At 40.4% G+C, this 24,975-nt stretch carries 19 protein-coding genes; 11 read left to right on the forward strand and 8 right to left on the reverse strand.

Translation table 11 applies throughout. The features are described 5' to 3' along the window. The first annotated feature begins 62 nt into the window (after window positions 1-62). The 4 genes from AC0VZ4_RS24190 (at window position 63) to AC0VZ4_RS24205 (ending at window position 5,512) form a co-directional block, all read left to right on the forward strand. Window positions 63-1,091 carry an NADP-dependent oxidoreductase gene (locus AC0VZ4_RS24190; protein ID WP_475441866.1) on the forward strand — a complete coding sequence of 343 codons (1,029 nt, stop codon included), beginning with the start codon at window positions 63-65 and terminating at the stop codon, window positions 1,089-1,091. 50 nt (window positions 1,092-1,141) lie between these two features. Further along, window positions 1,142-1,759 carry a glutathione S-transferase family protein gene (locus AC0VZ4_RS24195; protein WP_475441867.1) on the forward strand — a complete coding sequence of 206 codons (618 nt, stop codon included), beginning with the start codon at window positions 1,142-1,144 and terminating at the stop codon, window positions 1,757-1,759. Between the two features lie 212 nt (window positions 1,760-1,971). Beyond that, window positions 1,972-3,591 (forward strand): methyl-accepting chemotaxis protein, encoded by a 1,620-nt coding sequence (locus AC0VZ4_RS24200; RefSeq protein WP_475441868.1) that lies wholly within the window; start codon window positions 1,972-1,974, stop codon window positions 3,589-3,591. A 505-nt stretch (window positions 3,592-4,096) separates the two neighbouring features. Beyond that, on the forward strand, window positions 4,097-5,512 hold the full coding sequence (locus AC0VZ4_RS24205) for an IS4 family transposase (RefSeq protein WP_457934785.1): 1,416 nt from the start codon (window positions 4,097-4,099) through the stop codon (window positions 5,510-5,512). Window positions 5,513-5,643: 131 nt separating this feature from the next. Here the strand turns inward: AC0VZ4_RS24205 and AC0VZ4_RS24210 are convergent, their stop codons facing one another. Both AC0VZ4_RS24210 and AC0VZ4_RS24215 read right to left on the reverse strand, forming a co-directional pair. Continuing rightward, window positions 5,644-5,952, reverse strand: a complete 309-nt coding sequence (locus AC0VZ4_RS24210; RefSeq protein ID WP_475441869.1) for a YkgJ family cysteine cluster protein — start codon at window positions 5,950-5,952, stop codon at window positions 5,644-5,646. Window positions 5,953-5,997: 45 nt separating this feature from the next. Then, complete coding sequence (locus tag AC0VZ4_RS24215; RefSeq protein WP_475441870.1) at window positions 5,998-7,926, reverse strand: RecQ family ATP-dependent DNA helicase; 1,929 nt, start codon at window positions 7,924-7,926, stop codon at window positions 5,998-6,000. 246 nt (window positions 7,927-8,172) lie between these two features. Here AC0VZ4_RS24215 and AC0VZ4_RS24220 point away from each other — a divergent pair, with 246 nt between their 5' ends. Both AC0VZ4_RS24220 and AC0VZ4_RS24225 read left to right on the forward strand, forming a co-directional pair. Then, complete coding sequence (locus AC0VZ4_RS24220) at window positions 8,173-9,477, forward strand: NAD(P)/FAD-dependent oxidoreductase (protein WP_096794238.1); 1,305 nt, start codon at window positions 8,173-8,175, stop codon at window positions 9,475-9,477. A gap of 95 nt (window positions 9,478-9,572) precedes the next feature. After that, the gene (locus AC0VZ4_RS24225) at window positions 9,573-11,072 is read left to right on the forward strand and encodes a phospholipase effector Tle1 domain-containing protein (protein WP_475441871.1); all 1,500 of its coding nucleotides are present in this window, start codon (window positions 9,573-9,575) and stop codon (window positions 11,070-11,072) included. A gap of 138 nt (window positions 11,073-11,210) precedes the next feature. On the opposite strand, the gene arfA is transcribed toward AC0VZ4_RS24225, so the two are convergent. From arfA to AC0VZ4_RS24240, 3 genes are all read right to left on the reverse strand, one after another. Beyond that, window positions 11,211-11,348: an alternative ribosome rescue factor ArfA gene (gene arfA / locus AC0VZ4_RS24230; protein ID WP_083832848.1), complete on the reverse strand. Its 138-nt coding sequence runs from the start codon at window positions 11,346-11,348 to the stop codon at window positions 11,211-11,213. Between the two features lie 60 nt (window positions 11,349-11,408). Next, complete coding sequence (gene tnpC / locus AC0VZ4_RS24235) at window positions 11,409-12,848, reverse strand: IS66 family transposase (RefSeq protein ID WP_475439674.1); 1,440 nt, start codon at window positions 12,846-12,848, stop codon at window positions 11,409-11,411. A gap of 313 nt (window positions 12,849-13,161) precedes the next feature. Next, a complete protein-coding gene (locus tag AC0VZ4_RS24240) occupies window positions 13,162-15,642 on the reverse strand; it encodes a TonB-dependent receptor plug domain-containing protein (protein WP_475441872.1) in 2,481 nt (826 codons plus the stop codon). Between the two features lie 20 nt (window positions 15,643-15,662). Here AC0VZ4_RS24240 and AC0VZ4_RS24245 point away from each other — a divergent pair, with 20 nt between their 5' ends. Further along, window positions 15,663-16,922, forward strand: coding sequence for an IS256 family transposase (locus AC0VZ4_RS24245; RefSeq protein WP_475439694.1), 1,260 nt, complete (start codon window positions 15,663-15,665; stop codon window positions 16,920-16,922). On the opposite strand, the gene AC0VZ4_RS24250 is transcribed toward AC0VZ4_RS24245, so the two are convergent. Then, on the reverse strand, window positions 16,895-17,077 hold the full coding sequence (locus tag AC0VZ4_RS24250) for a hypothetical protein (protein ID WP_475442231.1): 183 nt from the start codon (window positions 17,075-17,077) through the stop codon (window positions 16,895-16,897). The genes AC0VZ4_RS24245 and AC0VZ4_RS24250 overlap by 28 nt on opposite strands. Before the next feature lie 670 nt (window positions 17,078-17,747). On the opposite strand from AC0VZ4_RS24250, the gene nosR reads away from it, so the two are divergent. Both nosR and hemH read left to right on the forward strand, forming a co-directional pair. Then, window positions 17,748-19,076, forward strand: coding sequence for a response regulator c-di-GMP phosphodiesterase, NosR family (gene nosR / locus AC0VZ4_RS24255; protein WP_475441873.1), 1,329 nt, complete (start codon window positions 17,748-17,750; stop codon window positions 19,074-19,076). Window positions 19,077-19,150: 74 nt separating this feature from the next. Continuing rightward, window positions 19,151-20,170, forward strand: a complete 1,020-nt coding sequence (hemH, locus tag AC0VZ4_RS24260) for a ferrochelatase (RefSeq protein ID WP_337121116.1) — start codon at window positions 19,151-19,153, stop codon at window positions 20,168-20,170. 271 nt (window positions 20,171-20,441) lie between these two features. Here the strand turns inward: hemH and AC0VZ4_RS24265 are convergent, their stop codons facing one another. Beyond that, window positions 20,442-21,599 (reverse strand): benzoate/H(+) symporter BenE family transporter, encoded by a 1,158-nt coding sequence (locus AC0VZ4_RS24265; protein WP_475441874.1) that lies wholly within the window; start codon window positions 21,597-21,599, stop codon window positions 20,442-20,444. A gap of 376 nt (window positions 21,600-21,975) precedes the next feature. On the opposite strand from AC0VZ4_RS24265, the gene AC0VZ4_RS24270 reads away from it, so the two are divergent. Then, a complete protein-coding gene (locus tag AC0VZ4_RS24270; protein WP_475441875.1) occupies window positions 21,976-22,680 on the forward strand; it encodes a hypothetical protein in 705 nt (234 codons plus the stop codon). 88 nt (window positions 22,681-22,768) lie between these two features. Further along, complete coding sequence (locus AC0VZ4_RS24275) at window positions 22,769-23,512, forward strand: M12 family metallo-peptidase (RefSeq protein WP_007378991.1); 744 nt, start codon at window positions 22,769-22,771, stop codon at window positions 23,510-23,512. Window positions 23,513-23,606: 94 nt separating this feature from the next. Here the strand turns inward: AC0VZ4_RS24275 and AC0VZ4_RS24280 are convergent, their stop codons facing one another. Continuing rightward, window positions 23,607-24,830, reverse strand: a complete 1,224-nt coding sequence (locus tag AC0VZ4_RS24280; RefSeq protein ID WP_475441876.1) for an alkaline phosphatase family protein — start codon at window positions 24,828-24,830, stop codon at window positions 23,607-23,609. Window positions 24,831-24,975 lie beyond the last annotated feature (145 nt).

Here is a 24,975-nt window from a genome sequence, read left to right on the forward strand (position 1 = left end):
TTAGATATTAATTTAACGCATAAACATTCGCTAAGTAAATTCACTTTAATAGGAGATCTTTTATGTCTACAACTAGTCGCCAACTTACTCTTGAATCACGCCCTAATGGCGCTCCAACAGATGAAAACTTTAAATTAAAAACAGTAGAGCTTCCAGCATTAAAAGACGGCGAAGTTTTACTACGCACTATTTACCTATCACTAGACCCGTATATGCGTGGTCGTATGAGCGATGCTAAGTCGTACGCAGACCCTGTTAATATTGGCGATGTAATGGTTGGCGCAACCGTGTGCCAAGTAGAAGAGTCTAAAAACGATAAGTTTAGGATCGGTGAATGGGTACTTGCCTACACAGGTTGGCAAGACTACGCCATTACCGATGGCGAAGGCTTAATGCAGTTAGGTAAAGAACCTGCAAACCCTTCGTACGCATTAGGTATTATGGGTATGCCTGGCTTTACTGCTTACATGGGTTTACTAGATATTGGCCAGCCTAAAGAAGGCGAAACCGTAGTTGTTGCAGCAGCAACAGGCCCTGTAGGCGCAACCGTTGGTCAAATAGCTAAAATTAAAGGCTGTAAAGTAGTGGGTGTTGCTGGTGGTAGCGAAAAATGTGCACACGCAGTTGAAAAACTAGGGTTTGATGCCTGTATTGATCACAAAGCAAATGACTTTGCAGAGCAACTAGAAAAAGCCTGCGATAAAGGCATTGATGTTTACTACGAAAATGTGGGCGGTAAAGTATTCGACGCCGTATTACCACTATTAAACACCGCTGCACGCGTACCATTGTGTGGTTTAGTATCGCAATATAACGCAACTAGCTTGCCAGAAGGCCCAGACCGTTTAGGTATGCTAATGGGTCAATTGCTTACCAAGCGTATTAAAATGCAAGGCTTTATTATTTTTGATGATTACGGCGACCGTTACGACGAGTTTGCACAAGACATGCAAAAATGGCTACAAGACGGAAAAATTCAATACCGTGAGCACATGGTAGAAGGCATCGAAAATACAGTAGGCGCGTTCAACGATATGATATGCGGTAAAAACTTTGGTAAAACAGTGGTTAAAATTAATAACCCACTTTAATTTTAACCGGCTTGTAAGGCCAAGCCCTTACAAGCCACAAAAGGACTGACATGATCAAACTACACCATTTAAATAAATCCCGTTCTAAACGTATAATTTGGCTTTTAGAAGAGCTAGATGTTGACTACGAAGTTGTGGCTTACCAGCGCAATAAAGACACCTTCCTAGCCCCTGACGCATTAAAGCATATTCATCAACTTGGTAAGTCTCCGGTAATTGAAGACGGCGGTTTAATTATTGCTGAATCAGGCGCTATTACCGACTACCTTATTTCTAAATACGGTAACGGTAAATTTGCTCCAAAAGTAGATACCGCTGAATATGTTGACTACCAGCAATGGCTTCACTTTGCAGAAAGCTCAGCAATTTTACCGCTTTTACTTAAAATGTTTGTACTAAAAGACGGCGCTAAAACACAGTTTTTAGAAGGCTATGCAGACGCTGAAACAGCTAAAGTAATTAGCTACTTTAACGACCGCCTTGGAGGTAAACGTTATTTAGTGGGCGATACCCTAACGGGCGCTGATTTTATGATGTCGTTTATTGTTGAAATAGTTAAAAACTCAGGTCAATTAGCGCACTTTAAAAACCTCGTTAAATACGACGAGCAATTACAAAGCCATGAAAAGTTTCATACAGCTAATGAACTAGAAGCAAAGTACGACTAATAAATGATTTAATACAGATAAATTCAAGAGGCCTTAGGCCTCTTTTTTAGCTTTATAGCTTAACCATAAATTTTATATACATATTTTTTACAAAAAAACTTATTATTGTGCTAAAACCAATGGTCATGGTGCATAATACATTCATTATTATAAAATTTCTTAATTGTACTGGTAAGCTTAAAAACGAGTACTTTTCATATTTGGGACAAATCATGACAATAAATATGCGCTTAGCTACTGGTTTCGGCGTGATCTTATCAATGATGCTTATTTTAACCATTATCGGAATTTCACGTGTTAGCCTCATTAACTCTAATATTACTCACATAACAGACGTAAATTCGGTAAAGCAGCGATACGCTATTAATTTTAGAGGCAGTGTACACGACAGGGCTATTGCAGTTCGCGATGTTGTGTTAATAACAAACCAGAGCGATTTAAATACAGTTTTTAATAATATAAAAGAACTCGACACATTTTATCAAACATCGAGTCGCGCTATGGCCGAGTTAACTACAGATATGTCGAGTGCAGAGCGCGCTCTTATAAATAAGATTAACCAAATAGAACGACGTACCCTCCCTTTTATACAAAATGTAATAAGTGCTAAAAATGCAGGTAATTTAAACGAGGCTTCGAATATTTTATTAAACGATGCCCGCCCTGCTTTTGCCGAGTGGCTTAATACCATAAATCAATTTATAAACTTGCAAGCGCAAGCAAACCAAACCACTACTATTGATACTCTCGATATTGCCAGCTCGTTTGAAATTTGGATGATTTCGCTAACGGCACTCGCTATTATCATTGGTGCAAGCGTCGCTTATATTATTAGCCAACTGATCAGAAATTCAGTCGGTGGAGAACCACAAGAAGCCGCCGAAGTAATTGCACTTATCGCACAAGGCGATTTAAGAGGCGATGTACACTCGTGTTGCCCCGACAGCATGATGGCATCAGTAGGAGTAATGCAAACTAAGCTAAAAGCCATAGTAGATAGCATTATTAATTCATCTGAAGAGCTCTCAACACATTCAGCAAGTGTGGCATCAGGCTCACAACAAGCACTAAGCGCAGCCGATACACAAGTAACATATACCAATTCTGCAGTCAGTAGTTTAGAAGAAATGAGTCGCAGTATTCATTCTGTTGCCGATGCAGTAAGGCAAACTGAAGACAATTCAAAAGTTACGGCCCAGTTATCGCAGCAAGGCAGTACGGCAGTGCAAAAAGTGGCAGCCGAGATTGAACAAATATCAGTAACGGTAAAAGCAACGGTTACCCAAGTAAATGTACTTCAAGAACATGTAAAGCACATTGGCGATATTTTAAGTGTGATACGCGGTATTTCTGATCAAACAAACTTGCTTGCACTAAATGCTGCAATAGAAGCCGCAAGAGCAGGCGAAACAGGCCGAGGGTTTGCCGTTGTTGCTGATGAGGTAAGGCAACTTGCCCAGCGTACCGGTGATGCAACAGGCGATATTGAAAAGATGATTTTGCAAGTACAAGAAAACACGCAAGCGTCGGTAACAGCAATGGAAACCACTGTACCGCAAGTAGAAAACGGCTTAACGCTTACTCACGAGGCAAACGAGTTACTACACCAAATACAGCAACAAGCTAACGACTCATTAAGTAACGTACTTGAAATTGTTGAAGCAACATCAAACCAAGTAGCCACCGTGGCGCAAATTAGTACCGGTGTTGAAGAAATTGCCAGTATGTCGAAAGAAACCAGTATGTCACTTAATAGTAACGCACAAGAAGCCGTTGCATTAGCTGACCTTTCAAACACGCTTAAGAAATATATTAGTTACTTTAAAGTTTAATTCTTTATAGTAAGTAATAAACAAAGGGGCTTTAAGCCTAATGCCAGTCAGTTAAGCTGACCGGCATTTTTCTTTTTATGGGGATACTTAGATGGTTTTGGCTTAACCCATCGGGAATATCTTCTATCCTCTCGTCTAGCTGGAAGCTTAAATAAGACCAGTGTATTGAGTAAGTGCTGCCAGTACCTATAATGCTCCTGGACTTATTATAGGTACTAACAAGAAATACTGAATGACAGCCATCGAACTGCTAGAGAAACTAAGTCTGTTTGGTATTTAGGCAAGGCAGAGCCTATGCCGTGTGGTTATTCCCCATAAATGGGTGATAACGTAGCATTAATGCCAAACAGGTGCTGTCCAAAGGGTTCTTCCTAGGGCTATTTACTCTTTGTTGCTCGGTTTTTACTTATTCTTACATGGATGTAAGTCTGTCTCTTATACACAAGTCTTTGAATATCGTTAAGTCTGTGATCTAATCGATCATCATCACTCATAGATTTATCATATGCACACAAACACTTCTGAAGAATGGGCTCAATTAATTTTTGGTAACGCTAATTTAGGAGATCCGAGACGCACCCGACGATTAGCTCTACTAGCAAGCGATATGGCTGAGAATGCAGACAGCTCAATTGTTAAGGCTTCTGATACACCCGCAAAAATTGAAGCCGCTTATCGTTTCATTAGAAATGAGAAAATATCCCCTCAAGCGATTGCCGATTCAGGATTCTCACAAACGAGTGAAGCGGTAAAGCAGTTGCCTTTGGTTCTCGCTATCCAAGATACGACAGGATTGACATTTAAACACAGTGTTTGCAAAGAATTAGGCGATGTGAACTGTGCAAATACATTAGGAAAACCATCAAAAACAAGAACGCTATATGCGCATTCAACTTTAGCAATTGATGCAGATACGGAGCACGTTATTGGTTTACTCGACCAGTACTATTGGTTTAGGAAATCAAAGGTTAAAGGGACTAAAGATCAACAACAGCAACGCCCTTACGAAGAGAAAGAAAGCTATCGCTGGCAACAAACATTAATGGATATAAAAAAACGTACAGGTGAATTATCAAATATACTTAACATCTGCGACAGAGAAGCTGACATTTATGAGTACATGACTTACCAAAAAGATGAAGGGCATCGATTTTTAGTCAGAGCAAAAGAAAATAGAAAATTAATAGAGCCTCAATGCAATCTCAATCAGTTAATAGAAACAGCGCAGGGTCAGTGTTGTTACACTATTAATATAGCGCAACGTGCGGGAAGAAAAGCGCGTCAGGCCCGAATTACATTGAGCTATCAACCTATAACACTCGCCAAGCCTAAGCGAGTACAAGGGCAAGAATCACCGACATTGAGCGTCAATGTCATTGTCTGTCAGGAAAAAGAAAGTACGCAAAAAAATCCATTATGTTGGATTTTATATACGACAGAGCCCGTAAATACAGCAGAAGATGCCCAGAAATTAGTAAGATACTATGAACTTCGCTGGCGTGTAGAGGAGTTTCATAAAACATGGAAAACAGATGGAACCGAAGTAGAAGATTTACGTTTGCAGCACAGTGATAATATTTTACGAATTGCGATCATTAAAGCGTTTATTGCTGTCAGGTTATTACAGCTGCAAAATATGGCGCAAAGGAGTGAATTAGACAAAGAAGTGAGATGTACAACTTGTGTTAAAGAGATGACGTGGAAATTACTATGGGCAAAGGTTGAAAAGGATGTGTTGCCGGATAAAGTACCGTCTCTCCATTGGCTATACTATAGTTTAGCGAAATTGGGAGGGTGGTATGACAGTAAAAGAAATGGTCGAGTTGGCGTAAAAGCACTCTGGAAGGGGTGGTTGAAATTAGCAGAAATGGTCGAATCTGCCGAATTGTTAATATCAATTCAGCAGACAGAAAAGTTGTGATCAAGAGACAGGGATGTAAGTCAGTAGAATAACACAGGAGCAGTTACCGAGCCCACTAGGTTGCAAATCTCGCGCCGCGATTAAATAGCGCCTAGTTTGAACGAATTTTAATCCGCAAAGTTCAACAGACCCTAGAGACCAGCGAGCTCTCGCTCGGTAATACACTCACCCGACGCCATTTCAAACTCGCGGCAAACTAATGGCCGATTTTCGTAAATGGAGCACATAAGCGTATTGCGGTCGAGTGCTTGGCACCAACCGTCACCAGCGCGTTTCATTACTTCGCTGCCCCATTTATCGTATTCAATGTAGTTAAAAGGCACGCCGGTGTCAGTTACTATGCGCACTTCTAATTGGCAACAACAGGCTTGGCAGTTAGCACATGCAACAGGCTCTGGGGTAGCAGAAATATTTTCAACAGGGATAACAATATGAGGCATAGTGGCTTACTTTTTTGAATAAGCCACTAGGATACAGTAACTAGTTTAACGCGCTAGTAGTTTTGCTTTTATATCGCCATAACGCATCTGCTCGCACAGTGCAAAGCCACTCAGCTGGCGCACTTTATTACGCGCAAATAACGGTACACTCATCCCCGCTAAAAATCGGCATTGAGTTTCAATACCCACATTATGATTACCCTTACCTGCCATATGCGCTAAAAACTCATCAATTCTTTGATAAATAAGCTGATCGCCAATATAGGCTGGCTCTATAGAGTATTCAAGCTTAACAGCGTGACCTCTGCACACACTACAATGCCCACATTGTTCAGGTGCATTTTGATCATCAAAATAACGCGCCAAGTTATAACTTAAGCAGCTTTGCAGCTCAAAAAAGCGTATCAATGCAGCAATACGTTTAATTTCGGCTTGCTCTTTATCGGTAAAGTAGTCATGTAGTTGCTGGGCAAGTTCTGGGTTATTTATAACCTCTCCATGCACTTTGTATACTTGGGTAATACGTTTGGTTTCAAGCGTTATTAGGTTTTTTTCGGCTAGGTAATCAAGGGCTGCCACTACGCGTTTTCGATCAACCTGCGCGGCTTGTGTAAGCGAGTCAAAATTTAGCGTACCCCATATTTTTTTAAAATAGGTATGGCTAAATATTTGTGTTAAAAATGCTTGTCGCTGCTCGTTAAACTGGCTTAGTAGCTCGTTTTTATCAACCAAAAATTTATATTTAAAATCGGCGTAGTAGGCATATTGTGGCGTTATTGCACCTTGCATTTCAAGTTGTACTAGCAAGGTTTTAAGAGCCAGTTGCCTAATATTACTTTCGCTTGAAAGGCTGTACTCTTGCATTTCCCATTGCTGGTGGCTTTGGCGAATATCGTTAATTACATATTCAATACCGCTAAGCTCTGGGGTGTCGCCATATACAAAGTTTTCAACCGTATTTAGCCCATCTAAATTGGCAAGGGTGTAGCAATTTGATGGATTGCCATCGCGCCCTGCACGGCCAATTTCTTGGCTGTAGTTTTCTATCGATTTAGGTAAGTCATAATGTATAACAAAGCGAATGTCCGACTTATCAACGCCCATACCAAAGGCAATGGTAGCCACCACTACGTTAATTTTACCCGCCATAAAGTCATCTTGAATTTGCCAGCGTAGCGTATCTTCAAGCCCTGCATGGTAAGCAACAGCGTGAATACCTTGCGCGCTTAGCACATTAGCGACTTGCTCTGCGCTTTGCTGTAGCGTTACATACACAATACCAGGGCCATTTTGCGCGCGCACAATGTTGGTAAGCTCGGTATTTTTATCGGCTGTTTTAACACTCAACACGCTTAAATCTAAATTAGCGCGGTAAAAGCCCGTTTGTACAATGCACTCAGGCGATATAGCAAATCGCTCTGCCATATCGCGTTTTACTTTTTTAGTGGCCGTTGCAGTAAGTAACAACACTAAAGGAATATTAAGCTCTTCGCGGTAACGCGGTAGCTTAAGGTAGTCGGGTCTAAAGTTATGGCCCCATTCTGATATACAGTGCGCTTCGTCTACCACCAGCATAGAAAGCGCGATTTGGCTTATAAACTCTCTAAAGCGTTCGTTTTTAAATCGCTCAACCGAGACCATTAATACTTTAATTTTACCGTTTCGCACGTCGTTCATTACGGTGCCGCTTTGCATTTGATCTTGGCTCGAATCAAGGCTTGCAGCATAAATACCTTTGCTATTTAAAAAGCTAATTTGATCTTTCATCAACGCAAGTAAAGGCGAAACCACTAAGGTTAAATTAGGTAAGTGCAAAGCAGTGAGTTGGTAGCACAACGATTTACCCGAGCCGGTCGGAAATATAGCCAACGACGATTGACCATTTAAAAGCTGCTCTATAGTTTGTTGCTGCCCTGTTCTAAATTGGCTAAAACCAAAATGTTGTTCAAGTGACTGAATTAATGGCGTGGTCATAAATACCCTTTTCGTTGTTTTTCAAACAGCGATTTAACTGCACAGCTAAGCGATAAAAAAGTGAGTATAACTTATATGCCTTTAATCATCATTTTTTGCTGACATATCCTTTATTTAAGCGCAAAATAACCTCACTAAAGAGTATGTTATTACGCTTGCCAAAATAATTTTTATAATACCCAAATAACCTCAAAACACTAAAAATAATACAGATTATTTGGGTATATTATTTTTAAGGGCAACGTTATGAGTATTACAATACCTAAAATCGTCGTTATTGGCGGTGGTGCTGGCGGGTTAGAGCTTGCAACCCAACTAGGGCATAAACTAGGGAAAAAAAACCAAGCAGATATACTGTTAATAGACAAAAACCGTACCCACATATGGAAGCCGTTACTGCACGAAGTAGCGACAGGCTCTATTGACCCCGATTTAGATGGCGTTGTGTACTCAGCCCATGCCGCAAAACATCATTACCGTTTTCAACTTGGTACTTTTTGCAATATAGACCAAAGCAATAAAACAATTACTCTCTCCCCGCTCAACGACGAATTAGGCCACACCATTTTACCTGGGCGCACGGTACGCTACGATCACCTTGTTATTGCCATTGGCAGCGTAAGTAACGACTTTAATACCCCAGGTATAAAAGAGCATTGTTACTTTTTAGACTCAAGCCAACAAGCAGAACGCTTTCAGCATTCATTACTCGACAGCTTTACGCGCCTTCATCAGGACGACAATCAACAACAATCGCTTAATATCGCCATTGTAGGCGGCGGTGCTACCGGTGTTGAGCTATCTGCCGAGCTTTACCATGTGTCTGAGCTATTAAAGCTATACGGCTTGACGAATATGTCCTCTAAACGTTTACATATACATTTAATAGAGGCAGGCCCGCGTATTCTACCTGCATTACCAGAGCGCATAGCCACCAGCGCCAAACGCGAACTATTAAAACTCGGCGTAAACGTACGTGAGCAAACGCAAGTAAAAGAAGGCACCGCACAAGGCTTTATCACCAAAGATGAAGAACATATTGATGCCGATATTATGGTGTGGGCAGCAGGCGTAAAAGCGCCTGATTTTATAAAAGATTTAGGTGTTTTTGAGTTGACCCGCAGCAACCAAATTCAAGTAAACGAGTTTTTACAAAGCACCGTTGATGAAAGCATTTTTGTGTTAGGCGATTGCTGCGCATTTACGCAAGCAGATGGTAAGCAAGTACCACCACGCGCACAATCGGCGCACCAAATGGCGCAGTGCGTCGAAAAAAACCTTATCGCCACGCTAAAACAGCAACCACTACGCGGCTTTAAGTATAGCGACCATGGCTCACTTGTTAATTTATCAAGCTACAGTACTGTGGGTAATTTAATGGGTAACCTCACCAGTAATACCTTTTTTATTGAAGGTAAAATTGCCCGCTTTATGTATATATCGCTTTATAGAATGCATCAACGCGCTATTCACGGCAGTGCAAAAACCTTTGCATTATGGATAAGCGAAAAAGTACTGCGTGTAGTGCGCCCAAAAATGAAGTTACATTAAAGGCGATTTAAATTAAAGGCAGTGAGCGTTATCACTGTCTTTAATTTTTAACATTGTCTGTGTAGAGTATTTAAAACAACTAAGGAAATTGGGTTATGACGGGCAAAACGCTAATTTTCAACTTTGATGGCACAGGGAATGAGCCCCGTGACGCAGAGCAATTTAGCTCAGAACACTTTAAAGAAGACGCCAGTATTTCTAATATTCTAAAATTACACTTACTGCTTGGCGGTAAATTAGAAGACTCCCCCATTACCCCACAGTCAAACCAACTCAGTTTTTATTATCAAGGGATAGGCACTAAAGGTAGTCGCTTAAAGCGTGTATTAAACCAAACATTTGCACCTCGTGGTGACGATGTAGCCAGTATTTTAAATCAGGCTTTAACCGATTTTAAAACTCATTACCAACTAGGCGATTCACTACTTTTAACAGGTTTTAGTAGAGGTGCTGCACTTGCCAGGCGCTTTGCAAAATGTTTGGAGTTATTAATATGTGAGCGAGTCTACCTTTGTGTATTTGATACAGTGGCCTCAATTGGCTTATCAAAAGTAAGTAAAGCAACGCGCGGCGCTGAACATGTTATTTTTGAAAACCACACCATAGCCACAAACGTATCTCAAGCTCTGCACTGTGTATCGCTTGACGAAAAACGCCGCGCCTTTGAACCCACACTAATGAACCATCAAAATAATGTTACCGAGCTGTGGTTTGCTGGCGCGCATTCAGACATTGGCGGTGGTTACTACCGCGATGGCCTAGCCGATATTAGCTTGCGTTATGCACTTGAGTGGTTAATAGAGCAACCGCTTAATATTTCGTTATTAACTAGCCGCGATATAGATTACACAACACTACTACCCGATAACAACTTAGTTGCGCAAGATGATGTGACGGTTATTCCTGATCCGCTCGCATTAAGTCATCAGCAAAATTACTTTTGGTTTAACCCCTTATTTAAACTGGTAGACAGAGAATGCTATGTACTTATAGATAACGAAGCTAGCAATCTTAAACCTTTAGTGCATCACAGCGTTGCAGAGCGTATTAACAAGCTAACCAGTTACCGCCCAGAATCGCTTAAAAAACTGCATTACAAAATTAGCTATAACGACAACACCACGCTTAGCTTTATTGGTTTAAGCCAACATATAGAACTGGCTAATCAAAACATGAATGTGCTGAGCGTTAACCAAAGCCAAGATGTAATAGTGTTTGCTAGTGAGCAATACAATGCAACTGGCCTTATGCTAGAGCAAGGCGCTACTTACCGTTTTACCCCATATCCAAATCAATACTGGTTTGACGATGGTATAAAGTGCACACCAATAGGTTGGCATCGCGATAATGTGAAGCTTGGCGTAAAAGAAATCCCAATGGCAGTGCTTGAACCGTTTAGACGATTGCCTCATGCACAATGGTTTTCGTTGATAGGAGCGATTAATAAAAACGACGAGCACCTATTTAAAATAGCTGACGGCGCTGATATTAAAATTACTAAATCTGGTGAATTTTGCCCATTTGCAAACGACTTAAGCCGCTTTTATGGTGCGAACGCAGGAAAAATAAAAGTAAAAGTAACAAGACTGGAATAGCCTGTAGACGCGCAGCTTGTTGGCGTAACGAGTGAAGCTCGTCATATTTAAAATGAAAAACAGACTTTAAAATTAAAAACGATGCTTCTCGCGTGAGTTAGTTCTGCTCTGGCGAAAGCCCTATTTGATCGGTGCTATTTAAGCCGCGATTAAATAGGACTCTTGTCCTGAATGCTTGTTGCTACGTTTAAACGAACCTTTGCCTTTTTTAGCTTTAACTACTTGTGGTTTAAATAACTTAGAGGTTACCATTGCCGCTAGTGCATTGTGGTTTATAACGCCTCGCCCTGTGTCTACCGCGCTGGTGTTTGCGGTTTTTGCTTTAGATTTTTGTAACTATTCAGCCACATTTTCAATAAATATATCAGGTAACTGATTTTTGAAGAGTAATTCAAGGGCTAGGCTTGCTGATACATGCTGTTTTCTGCAAGTCGAGAGGTAGCTTCTGATTAAACAAAACATCTCTGCACCTTGCATGCTTCTGAAGCACCCAGATATCTTTTGATGAACCTTGGTCATCCTAATATCATTCTCACCTTGGTTGTTGCTAAAAGGCACCGCTGTTTCCGTCATGAACCGTAAGACATCATCTTGATAATCTCTTAACCGCTCTAACAACGCTCTAGACTTTGTTCGTTTCAATCTGCCTCGCTGGCCTTTTACTCGGCTGTTTCTATCCGGTGGAGGGCATTTAATGTCACCTTGAGCCAATATTTGTTGATATTTCTCTATATAGTGAGCTTTTGTGTCTGCATCTAGCTCGGGGTTATCTATTTGATGTTTATTGATTTCAGTCAGTAGGGTTTGCAAATCCTTTGCCCATTGCATACCGTCTTGCTCCCATGCCCTTTCTAACTCTCGGATATGATGTGCATTACACAAGGCATGTTGGCACTGTGTATATTGATAATACGGTTTCCAGTGGTCGTGGCATAGTACCCCAGTAAAGTGAGGTAAAATATCGGCGTCATCCATCGCTATTTTCCCTCTTTTCTCATGCGGGTAAAAATACGTCCACCACGTCGTTGATGCACCATGAAGCCATCGTCGTTTACCACCTATATTAATCCCCGTTTCATCAACGTGTAAGGCTTGATAAGTCGTTTTCAGGGCTTTCTTGAGCGCGGCTTCTGCGCCGGAGGACTTTACCAAGGCCGCTGCTTGTTCATTAAAGTTAAATAAACTACCCGCACTGATTGGAATACCGAGTTGATCACAAAAATATTCTTCAATGCGGTTGTAAGGGAGTAATTGATATTGGGATAGGTAAACTGCATGGGCTTTTACACCAACCCCATATTGAATAGGACTGTTAACGTCTTCTGGAAATTCACCAATAAAACGCTTACCTTGCTCATTTTCCAGAATTTGTGCTTGGTATTCAGTGACCACTTTCCTGATATCTATATCGACAACCTGTCGTTTTTGAAAGCCAATTTCACGGTAGTGACCTTTCGGTAAAAAATCACGTTCAACTAGGATGATTTTGATCTCATCAGGCGTCTGTGTTTGGGTTAGTGTTTTACCTGCACGGCCTTTTTGACCACCCGCTGACTTGGCTGATTTCTCTTTGTTTTGTTTTTTTCGGTTGATGTCTTTTGATGGCGGGATACTGCTATTGTTACTGTTAAGTCCTAATTTACTTGCTAACATAACAACGACAACCAGAATGAGTTCAATAGACATCTTCAGCGCAGGCGTGAGAGTTTTACCTTCTTGTAATTGAGCTTTGGTTTTCTCAACGATTTCGTCGATGTTGATGCTGTTTAAATTCATTGAAGCTAGGGCTATTAGGTCATAGCCCTAGCTTGGCATACTGGCGGGATCGGTCAATAGTTAAAAAAGATCCTTTGAAAATAATTTACCATGGTGAATAGTTACAGATTTTTTAGTCATATATTTCCTATCAACTAAAGTTAAATAATAAAGAGGCTTTTATATTAGCCTATTTAAGAGATGGCGATTGTAGGCTTAATTTTCAACCACGCAAGTATTTTTAATGCCCAACAGGTACTTTTTTATAATAAAAAAGCATAAAAAAAGCGCAGTTAATAACTGCGCTTAATATTACTTTAGTTTACTTTATAAATTAAAAACTAAAGCTTACTTTTGCATAATACGTTCTGCCGTCAAAACCGTATGGCAATGCGCGTACAGGGTATTTAAATGCGCCGTTGGTGATAAAATTAAGTACTTCGTCATCACCTAATTCATCTGGCGTTTCGTCAAATACGTTATCGGCACCAACCGAAAGCGCAAACATGTCGTTAATTTGGTAGCTAACATTTAAATCAACTAACACTGCAGACTCAACTGTACTTGTTGGTTTAAATGAACCCGTAGGCGAAAGCTCACCTGGTAATGAAATATGGTCGTTACCAAAGTATTTTACGTCTGTTTCGCCAAAGTAGTTAAAGCGAATGGTTGATGTGTAGGCATCGCGTTCGTAGTCAAACGTAAGCGTTGCACGTTCGCTAGGTTGTCCGTCGGTAAAAAAGCTGCGTTGTAAATCGTCAAAAGCAACCGCTTCAGGAATACCGTCTTCTGCATTTACGCTGTCAATTTTAGTATCGTTTAGGTTACCTGCAAAGGTTACTCCTAAATTACCGCCTTCAACTTCAGTGCGGTACGATGCAATAATATCAACACCTTGCGTAGTAGAATCAACCGAGTTTGAGAAGTAGTTAGCTTGCACTGCACCAGTTGCTTGTAGCGCTGCAACCGCTTCTGAGCTAAACGATACGTCGTCAACCGAAAGTAAGCTGCCAAGTGTAATACGGTCTTCAATTTCTACACGGTAAAAATCAACCGTTAACGAAAGCTCGCTTGTTACATCGTAAACAAAACCTGCACTGTAGTTTGTTGATGTTTCAAGCTCTAAGCTATCTACGCCTAGCGCACTCGGGAAAGCGGTCCCAGTGTTTGCCGTGAACGACTGCGTTAATGTGCCGTCTGAGCCTAAGTTAGTTGTAAAAGCTGTATAACCACTTTGTTGAAGTGATGGCGCTCTAAAACCAGTAGATAGTGCACCACGTACTGCAAAGTCATCTGAAAATTCATAACGTGTTGCTAATTTACCAATTAAATCATCCCCAGCATCTGAGAAATCTTCATAGCGTAGCGCACCACTTACGTTCCATGCGTCGGTGATCATAGTTTCTACGTCTACATAAACTGCGTAGCTGTTACGGTCGCTGTCGTTAGCCGCTTCAGGGCGTAGGCCGTTATAAGCTTGAAAACCACACTGTGCAAATTGATCCGGATCGTTTACTGATGGGTACGAGGTATCCATATTTGCTAGTCCACAGGCGTATGATGCTTCATCGCCAGGCACTATTTCGTAGTTTTCTTTACGGTATTCGGCACCTACTGTTACATATAAAGGCTCACTACGGCCAATATCTACAATACCGTTTACATCAAGGTTAACCGTTGTTTGATCAAATCTAAAACCACCTGAGTAACCGCCAGTAGGGCCTGAGTTTGCTGCAATATCGGTATCGCTTGCACTTGGGTTATTAAATAAATACTCAGCCGCGTAAGAAGCGTTTAATGTATTGCGTGATGTAAAATCGTATTGGTTTTCACCATAAACAGCCGATACATCGTAAGTCCAATCTGTGTTTATATCGCCTTTAAAACCAAGCGCGACTGAAATATCTTGTGCTTCATTATATATGCGCGGTAAAAAACCATCACTGTATACTTGTGTTACGTTTTTAGAGGCTTCGTTAAAGTTACGGTAAAAACCATTACCCAGCGCCGTGCGCTCTGAGTAGCCACCAAACGAGTAAAGCTCACCGTCGCCCATTGGTAATGCCATGTTGTAAAATAACGACGTAAATTCACTTTCTGAGTTACCTTGGCCCCAGCGTACATCTTCACTTAGCGTACTTGGTTCAACATTAAGCGAACCACCTGTATCGCGCTCTGCACGATTAGTGCCGTCGGCATCACGGTACTCAAGCGATAGGTTAATAAAGCCGCCTTCGTTACCTAATTCAAAACCACGATTTAAACCTGCTGAAATAGTGTCGCCGTCACCTTCACTTGTGCCGCCGTATTGTACAAAACCCGTTGTAATACCGGTTGAGTTATTAAGAGATAAGTTAATAACACCTGCAATCGCGTCAGAGCCATACTGCGCTGCAGCGCCGTCGCGTAATACTTCAACGCCTTTAAGCGCCGTTAACGGAATGGCATTCATATCAGTACCCGCAGCGCCTGCACCAACTGTACCGTTAAGGCCAAAAATTGATTGGTTATGACGACGTTTACCATTTACTAATACAAGGGTTTGATCTGGTTGTAAGCCGCGAAGTGTTGCGGGTCTAAATAAATCAGAACCGTCTGATACTTGTGTACGCGAAAAGTTAAATGAAGGCGCTGTCGCTTGAAGGCTTTGGCCTAATTCGGTAAAACCACCTTTAGTTAAATCATCCGCGTCAATTAAATCAATAGGAGAAGAAGACTCTGTAGAGGTGCGGTTAGATGAGCTATAGTCGTTTCTGGTGTATGAGAAAAAGTCATTGCGATGTAATCTGTTAATTGATCTTGACCAGATCAACAATTAACCAGAGAGACATCGCAATGACTGAAAATGATAATGTTATTTCCATTGAAAAACCAGACAATCCGTTAGAGCAGTTGCTTAAAAGCGGGGCGCAGCAGTTGTTAGCTCAAGCGATTGAGGCTGAGTTGGCTGTTTTATTGGCTCAATACCAGCATGAGACCGTCGAGGGACTTCAGCGGATCGTCAAAAATGGTCACCAGCCTGAGCGTACGATCCAAACAGGCCTTGGTGATATTGAGGTCAAAATACCTAAAGTCAGGGATCGAAAAAAGGAAGGCATTAAATTCAATAGTGCCTTGATCCCGCCTTATCTGAAACGGACAAAAAATATCGAAGAGCTGATCCCATGGCTCTATTTACGAGGAATTTCGACGGGTGATATGCAGCCCGCTTTAGTGTCTCTTTTAGGCGAGCAAGCCAAAGGTTTGTCGGCCAATAGTGTCTCTCGGTTGAAATCCACCTGGGAAACGGAGTATCAGCAGTGGTCTAAACGTTCCTTGGCTAAACGTCGATATGTGTATATCTGGGCCGATGGGATTTACAGTAAAATTCGAATGGATGATAAGCTGTGCTTACTGGTAATTATGGGGGTAGATGAAACGGGCAGAAAGGAGCTATTGGCGGTGGTTGACGGGGTTCGTGAGTCTGAGCAGAGCTGGACTGAAGTGTTAAATCAACTGCGCTCACAGGGTCTAACAATACCACCAAAATTGGCCATAGGGGATGGTGCGCTGGGGTTTTGGAATGCCCTCACCAAAGTATGGCCAACAACCCAACATCAACGTTGCTGGGTGCATAAAATCGCGAATGTGCTAAACAAAGTGCCGAAATCAATGCAACCTAAAATCAAAGCGAATTTACAAGATATCTGGATGGCAGAGAGTCGAGCTTCTGCTTATAAAGCGTATGATTTATTTGTTAAAAATTACTCAGTCAAATACCCAAAAGCGACGGATTGCTTGATGAAGGATAAAGATGAAATGCTGGCATTTTATGATTATCCTGCTGAGCATTGGATGCACATAAGAACGAGTAATCCGATAGAGTCAACGTTTGCGACGGTAAGGCTGAGAACGCATAAAGTGAAGAGTTGTGGCAGCCGGACAACCACCTTAATGATGGTTTTTAAACTCGCGCAGTCGGCAGAGAAAAAATGGTACCGCTTGCGAGGGTTTAAGTTACTGGCTGAAGTAATTACAGGGGTAAAATTTAAAGACGGCGAAAGAATAACTCAAGATCAAACAGAGCATCAAGATGAGCTCATACACCAGATTTGACAATAACTCCGGTTAGATACACGCGATCCTAATACAGATATTTGCTCTATGTTTTTAGCAGCTTGCACTGGTGCTTCTTCTGCGTTAACAATGCTTGGTGCGCTAAACGCAAAAGCAACGGCTACAGCAAGTGTATTTAAACGGTATGTTGACATAGTGACGACCCTGTTTTTTTGTGTGTTCTTATAAATTATTTAAACCACTTTATTAGCAGCCTGTGCAAACATCCTAGCAACATATACAAATAAAAAGAAACAAAAATGGTGTAATTATGCAAATATTTTATAACATAAGAAAAAAACACTTAAAAGTGCGTTAAATACATACAAAACAGGTATTAATTTTCAAATTACCATATTTAACGTTTTGTTTACAATGTAAATTATAATGGTTATTGTCTGTTTTGACGGGTAATGAACAAAAAATACTCGTAACTTAGTCTTAGGCACTATTTACTTTTATTTCTTCGTCGAAAATAGCATATAGCGTAAACAAGCATTTTTAACTTGCCGACTACTCAGCAATTAACTTTAAGCATAAACATTTAGGGCGTGTTGCTCTTTGGTGGTTGAACTTGCAGTAGACTGCTTGGTTTTTAGGCAAGGCCATGTAGTGTGGTTATTATCCATAAGTAGGCGATAACGCAGCATAAATACCAAACATGCGCTGCCCGAAAGGTTCTTTCTAGGGACTAATTTTAATCCACAAAGTTCAACGCGCCCTAATCATCTTTGACAATTATGTAACTGGAGTGATTTTTTGAGCTACGCTTTAATAAAGTAATCTTAAATAAAAAATACATTATTGACTTGTAAGGATAAAGCTATGACAGACACAGCTAAAAAAGCTGCCATGACTCACATTGATGTACTATGCGTTGACGATGATGAAATAGTATTGCGTTCACTCACCCGTTTACTAAAAACAAACAAACTAACGGCGATCGCGTGCAGTAACCCCGAAACAGCTTTAACACATTTAAAAAGCCACGAATTTGGCTTAATCATCAGCGATATGCGCATGCCAAAAATGAATGGCGCACAGTTTTTAGAGCAAGCCCGTAAGCTAGCGCCTGACACACAGCGTATTTTATTAACAGGGTATGCCGACATAGAAACAACCTTAGCCGCAGTTAACCAAGGTCAAATAAGCGGTTATATCCAAAAGCCTTGGCAAAACGATCTGCTACTTGGCAGCATTAATAATAGCCTTGAAAAATTTCAGCTAAAAAAACAAAATCAAATACTTGAAGAACAAGTAAAAACTCAAAACTTAGAACTTATCGAATTAAACAATGATCTTGAACAACGCGTAGAAAAACGAACTAAACAAATCAAACAAGTTTTAAAACAATTAGAAGAAGCAAGTGAACGAGAAAAGATAGAGCATAAATCAACCGTCGAGCTTTTATATAACTTTATAAATGCAAACCCTTATCTCGATGGAAATAGGGCACAAAACATTGCCAATACCTGCACCCAAATAGCGCTTTATTTAAATTTATCGCAGAAAAGTATCGATCTTGCGCCGATGGCTGGCTACTTAGCGCAAATAGGGTTACTTGCCATGGATCCTGATCTTTATAAAAAACCAGTCAATAAATTAAGCGAGTCGCAGCGTAAAACATTTTATACGCACCCAAGCACAGCACAATTAATGCTAATGCCAGCAACACATTTACATGATGTTTCTGACGCTATTTACCATCAGTTTGAGCGTTATAACGGGAATGGCATGCCAAAAGGTTTAGCCGGTAACGATATACCGATTGGCGCAATGGTGTTGGGTTTAGCGCGTGATTACTGGGATGCTTTTGAACAAAGTAATGCCGCAAATGAACAAGACCGCCATGTACATGCGCTCGATACTGTAAAGCTTTATAGCGGTACATTTTATCACCCTAAAATTGTACGTGCTCTTGAGGCTAGTCAAACAAAAATGCGTGAGCAAAAAAGCTCAGCTGGCTCAATACTTATTTGTAACGCTAGCGAACTGAAAGAGAACATGATTTTAGGACATGCTCTGCATAGCCACACAGGCATAATGCTATTACCAAAAGACCATGTATTTAGCCGCAAATCAATCGAAAAACTGCAACAGCTTGAAGCCAAAAAGCCGACTCCATTTAGAATAATGGTTAAAACCGCTAAATGATTGATCTAAATCGCAGTTTTTTTCGTTACAATGTGTCTAAAATAAATTAATGACTTTACTTGAAGGAGCACACAGTGTCGCGATTTTCTGCCGTTACCGACAATCCCCACGATCAGCGTTTTAACCAAAAAACGGGAATATTGCTTACCAACTTAGGTAGCCCTGATGCGCCGACGGCTGCAGCACTGCGTATTTACTTACGAGAGTTTTTATCAGACCCTCGTATTGTAGAAATACCACGCCTAGTATGGATGATTATTTTGCATGGTATTATTTTACGAGTCCGCCCTAAGCGTTCAGCCAAATTATATGAAAGTATATGGACCGAAAACGGATCGCCACTAACCCATATTACACGCCAGCAAAGTATTAAGTTAAATACCCTACTAAAAGAAAAAGGCTACACCAATACCGAAGTTGTTATGGCAATGCGCTACGGTAATCCATCTATTGAAGCTGGCCTTGAAGCCTTACGAGAAAAGGGATTAACACGTATTGTTATAATGCCAATGTATCCACAATATTCGAGCCCAACTACGGGTTCTACGTTTGATGCTGTATCAAACGTACTGCGTAAATGGCGCTGGGTACCAGAGCTACATTTTATAAACGGCTATCATAAAAATACACGCTATATTGAATCGCTTGCAAACAGCATCAGTGAAGATTTAGAAGCCAACGGCGTGCCACAAAAATTGGTTTTTTCGTATCACGGCATGCCTAAACTATTCTTAGAACGAGGCGATCCGTATCATTGTTTGTGTTTACAAACGACCCGCTTAGTAGTTGAAAAGTTAGGCTTGGATAAAGATAAAGTAATTAGTACGTTTCAGAGCCGCTTTGGCAAAGCTGAATGGTTAAAACCTTATACCGATGCAACACTTCAAAGCCTACCAAGTGAGGGAATTAAAGACATAGCGATTATAAGCCCTGCTTTTAGTGCTGACTGCCTCGAAACACTTGAAGAACTTGAAGGCGAAAATCGTGAAATTTTTGAAGAAGCTGGTGGCGAAAAATACCGTTACATTGCGGCACTCAATGACCGAGACGATCACATTGAAGCCATATATGATGTACTAAAACCGATGTTATAAACGTTCATAACTGCGCATAAATAGTGACTTTTAAGCGGTGTTAGCATTAACACCGCTTTTTATTTTATAAAACCTCACCTACAGCAATCAAACACCCAACTTGTAGGTGCGAATTTACTTCGCGCTTGTAAAAACTTAAAAATTAGCGAGGTGTAAAACCTCACCTACAACAATCAAACACCCAACTTGTAGGTGCGAATTTACTTCGCGCTTGTAAAAATTTAAAAATTAGCGAGGTATAAAACCTCACCTACAACAATTAAGTATTAACTCAATCCTTTCGGGTAATCATTACCGTGCACACACCTGCGATAATTCCCCAAAAAGCAGAACCGACCGAGAGCAGCGTTAAATCTGACGCTGTAACTAAAAATGTTACAATGGCAGCTTCAGTATATTGCGAGCCATTCAATGCTTGCTGCAAACTATTAGCAATAGTGCCAAACAGTGCAATACCTGCAAGTGCCAAAATAAGTGCTTGTGGTAAACTTGCAACTAGCCCAACTAACGTTGCTGCACATAACGCCATTATTATATAAAAAACACCACCAGCAATACTTGCCCAATAACGCTTATCAGGATTTTTATCCGCTTCTTCGCTCATGCAAATAGCGGCGGTTATTGCAGCTAAATTTATAGAATATGCCCCAAATGGTGCAGTTATAATATTAATGAAGCCTGTCACATTAAGTGATGCAGAAATAGGTACTTTATAATTATGTGCTTTGAGGACGGCTATACCGGGCAAATTTTGCGACGTCATGGTGACAATATAAAGTGGTAAACCAATGCTAATACATGCTTGTAAGTTAAACATGGGAGCGGTGTAAGTAAATTGGCTCATTTTCCAATGCAATGCAGTCGTATCAATATTTCCCATACTCCACGCCAGTAACACACCCACAATAAGTACACTAAGCATTGCAAAGCGGGCAAAAAATCGCTTACCTACAAAGTACATAAGTACCATTAAGCCAATCACTAAAGGCATGTCGTTCATGAAATTAAACACGTCAATGCCAAACGTAACAAGTACACCAGCAAGCATGGCACATGCTAGTTCACTGGGAATACGGTTCATTATTTTTTCAAACCAGCCCGTTATGCCTGACAAAAAAACTAACAACGCCGATAACATAAATGCACCAATCGCTTCATTCAAGTTATACCCTTGAGCGCTTGAAATAAGCAATGCAGCCCCAGTAGTAGACCATGCAATTAATACCGGCACTTTATAATAATACGATAAACCAATGGAACTAAGCCCCATAACCAAACCAAGCATTAAAATCCAGCTGGCAACTAAATCAGGAGTGCCTCCTAGGGTAATTACTACTTGATAAATCAACGCAATTGAACTCGAAAAACCAATAATAACCGCTACGAGTCCTGCTGTAATTCGATTAAGCAACTGATCAGAAACCGCCATAAATCCCTCTAATATTTATTTTTATGTACACAACATACGTGGCTAATATTTTCTTTGCAATTAACTATTACGCTACAAAAAGTGAAATAAATTCATTTTTATTTTTTACCTAAATTAATGACAAAACCAACATAAAACTATTGTATTAAACAGAATAAAAAAGTTATCACAAACAATCTAAAGCCCGCTAAAACACTGACAAAACCAGTACATAATCACTCAATATTTGTACCTATAAAAAATAACCATAAGTTTAATAAGGGATTTAGAAATAAAGCGCTTAACACTTTTTGATTACATTTATTCGCTTGATCTAATCTAGTTTATGCCATAAAAAGTAACAAATAGTTAACTTAAAACACTAAAAGAGAAACAGATGAAAAAAGTTGCAGCCTTAATTATTGCCATTCCCTTGTCGGCATTTGCACTTTATGAACTATTTATTCATACCGACCACACTGCAGAACCAATTGCACCTGTAGCAATTGACTTAGTGCCGGTTAGTACTCTTCGTACACAAAATACACATGCGCCAGCCCCTATTGATATGAGTAAAGATCCTATTAATGTCAAAGCGGTTTCAGCCCCAAAACAAAATATGACATTTAATGAATTCGATGCTGTAAACCGCCTCTCAAATAAAGCAAAACAAGTACTTATAAATGCAAAAGTGTTACCAACTGACTTACATAATGAAGCTTACATTGAATTTGACTTAGCTTCATTGCAGGCATTAAAAGCGGGCGAAAACTTCGACTTAGCAATTCCTCAAACAGCCGAAACGTTCACAGCAGAGATCACTAATGTTATTGAATCAAGCAACGGTGATAAAAGTATATTTGGCCGCGTAGTTGGCGTAGATGGCGCAATGCACAACACAGTATTAACCGTAGGAAAAGACGCCGTATACGGGCAATTTACGGCACCTTCGGGTAATTACGTATTTGAAAGTAAAGGTAAGTATGGCTGGATAGCTGCAAAACGTGATTTATATAAAAATCATATAGAGCATGACGTAACGGCACCTAAACCTAAAATTGACAAAGGTGTAGACATATTTGCACCAAAAATAGATGGCTAATTAACCAAATTAAAAATTTGAGCGCACCCGTTGCGACAATATTTTAAACACCAAAAATCAACCACACTAAGAGTAAGGAAATACAATAATGAAAAAAGTAATCACTACAACCGCTGTTGCAGCAGCACTATGTGTAGCAAGTGTTGCACAAGCAGAGACTATTGATATCGGTATTTTATATACAGATCAGTCAGCAGCGGCTACTAGTAATATCAACACTAAAATCAATCAGCTAATTGCCTTCACAAATCAGGTTTATAGCCAAAATGGTGTAGGTATTACGCTGCGTTTAGCGGGTACACAAAACCTAGGTGACTATGCCATTACACCATCAGAGCAGTGGCTTGATTCGGTAACCGAAAGCAGCTATGTAGATGGTTTACGCAGCGATTGGAAAGCCGATATGATTGCCGTACTAGGTACTGGCGAAAGTGCTGGAAATGGACTTATTTCATGTGGTTTAGCATGGGTTGGACAAGGTACTAACGGCAACCTATACAACTCAATGAGCGACCGCATGTATTCAATTACAGCTATTGATTGTGGTGCAACTACGTTTGTACATGAACTTGGTCATAACCAAGGCTTAGCACATTCACGTAAACAGGGTGATACTTCTGGTGGTGTATACACTGACGGTATGGGTCACGGTGTACAAAATGAGTTTGCAAGTATTATGGCCTATCCACATGTATATGGAAGTGCAACACAATACGACTACTTCTCTAATCCTAATTGGAGTGTAAATAACATACCATTTGGTGTAACTAACCAGTCGTATGCTATTCGCACTGTAACAGCAACTAAAACAAGCATTGCCAATTTTAAATAAATGCTTATAAAAGTGGGTTATCCATTACCCACTTTTAAAAAATAAACATTATAACCTTCCCCCAAGAGCGCTTAGCGCTCTTTTTTGGTAAAGCTTAATGTACAACCATTTTTTGCTTTATAGCGGGCATTAACGTTTTACCGTCACCATCAACTTTGCTTAATAATTTAAGACCCATTACTTTTGCAAGCACAGGGTAAATATCAAGATTACTTACTTTATCTAAGCTAATTCCTTCTTTAAAAGCAGGGCCACTAGCTATAAACGTAGCAGCCATGTCATCGGTATAGGCATAGCCATGCGTACCTAAATACATCGGCTTTTTAGTATTAGTAAACACCGCAGGTGCTGTGGTTTGTACAACGATATCGCCCACACGCGTACCTTTATTATAATGATAGCCTGCTAATTGTTCATCAGTTAAAACGGTATAACGTCCTTTAGCCGCTTTTTCTAAACGCGCTTTATAGCCTGCTATATCAGCATTTTTAGCATTCGGTTGTGTATAAATAAGTAAACGAGGGCCTGTATTTTTAACTAAAAAGTTTTCATCTTGAGGCAATGTTGTTACATCAATGCTTTTATCTGGGTTTACGCTCGTCATACCGTGATCTGATACAATTACTAGGTTTACGTCTTGCTCTAATTTGCGTAAGCGAGTTTGTAATTGCCCCATCAACTCATCAAGCTGTTTAACCGCATCTCGAGTTTGTGGTGCGTCTGGCCCAAATTCATGACCCATGCTATCAACCAACGAAAAGTAACTTGCAATAAAACGCGGGCGCTGTGCTTTTGGTAAGCTTAACCACTGAATAATTTGATCTACACGGCTTTGGTAATCGCTATATTTAGAATAATGGTAAAAGTAATCGGGGGTCATGCCGTTAAATAACGCATCCGACTCAGGCCAAAAGTACGTTGCTGATTTAAGCCCCTGCATTTTTGCTAAATTCCAAAGAGGGATACCTTTTACCCAAGTGCTATCGCCAAGTGCTTTACCCATACTGTAACACTCATTTTTGCGGGCTTTATCGCAAAAGTTATTATCAACAATACCGTGATTGACAGGAAGTAAGCCCGTAATAATAGAAATATGATTAGGAAACGTTTTAGTAGGATAAACAGGTATTAACTTTTGAGCGCGAACGCCGCGATCGGCCATTGCCTTTAAGTTTGGCGCACCGTGCTTTTCAATATAATCCCAACGCAGACCATCAATTGATACAAGCACCACCGTTTGCTCTTTTGCTGCAAGTGCAACATTACTCATTCCTGTTAATAGGCAAATTGATATTACCTTTAAGATCCACTGCTTCATTATAAATACCCGCCTAGTTAAAAGTGCGCTAAATACTGAAAATAATGATTTGATAATACAATTGACTGCCAGCAAATGATACAAGCGCCTGTACCTAACTCATCTAGGTGTATATATTAACGTAAGTATATTAAAAAAGAATGAC

The sequence above is a fragment of the Pseudoalteromonas sp. QJM3NY_22 genome (assembly GCF_056173065.1).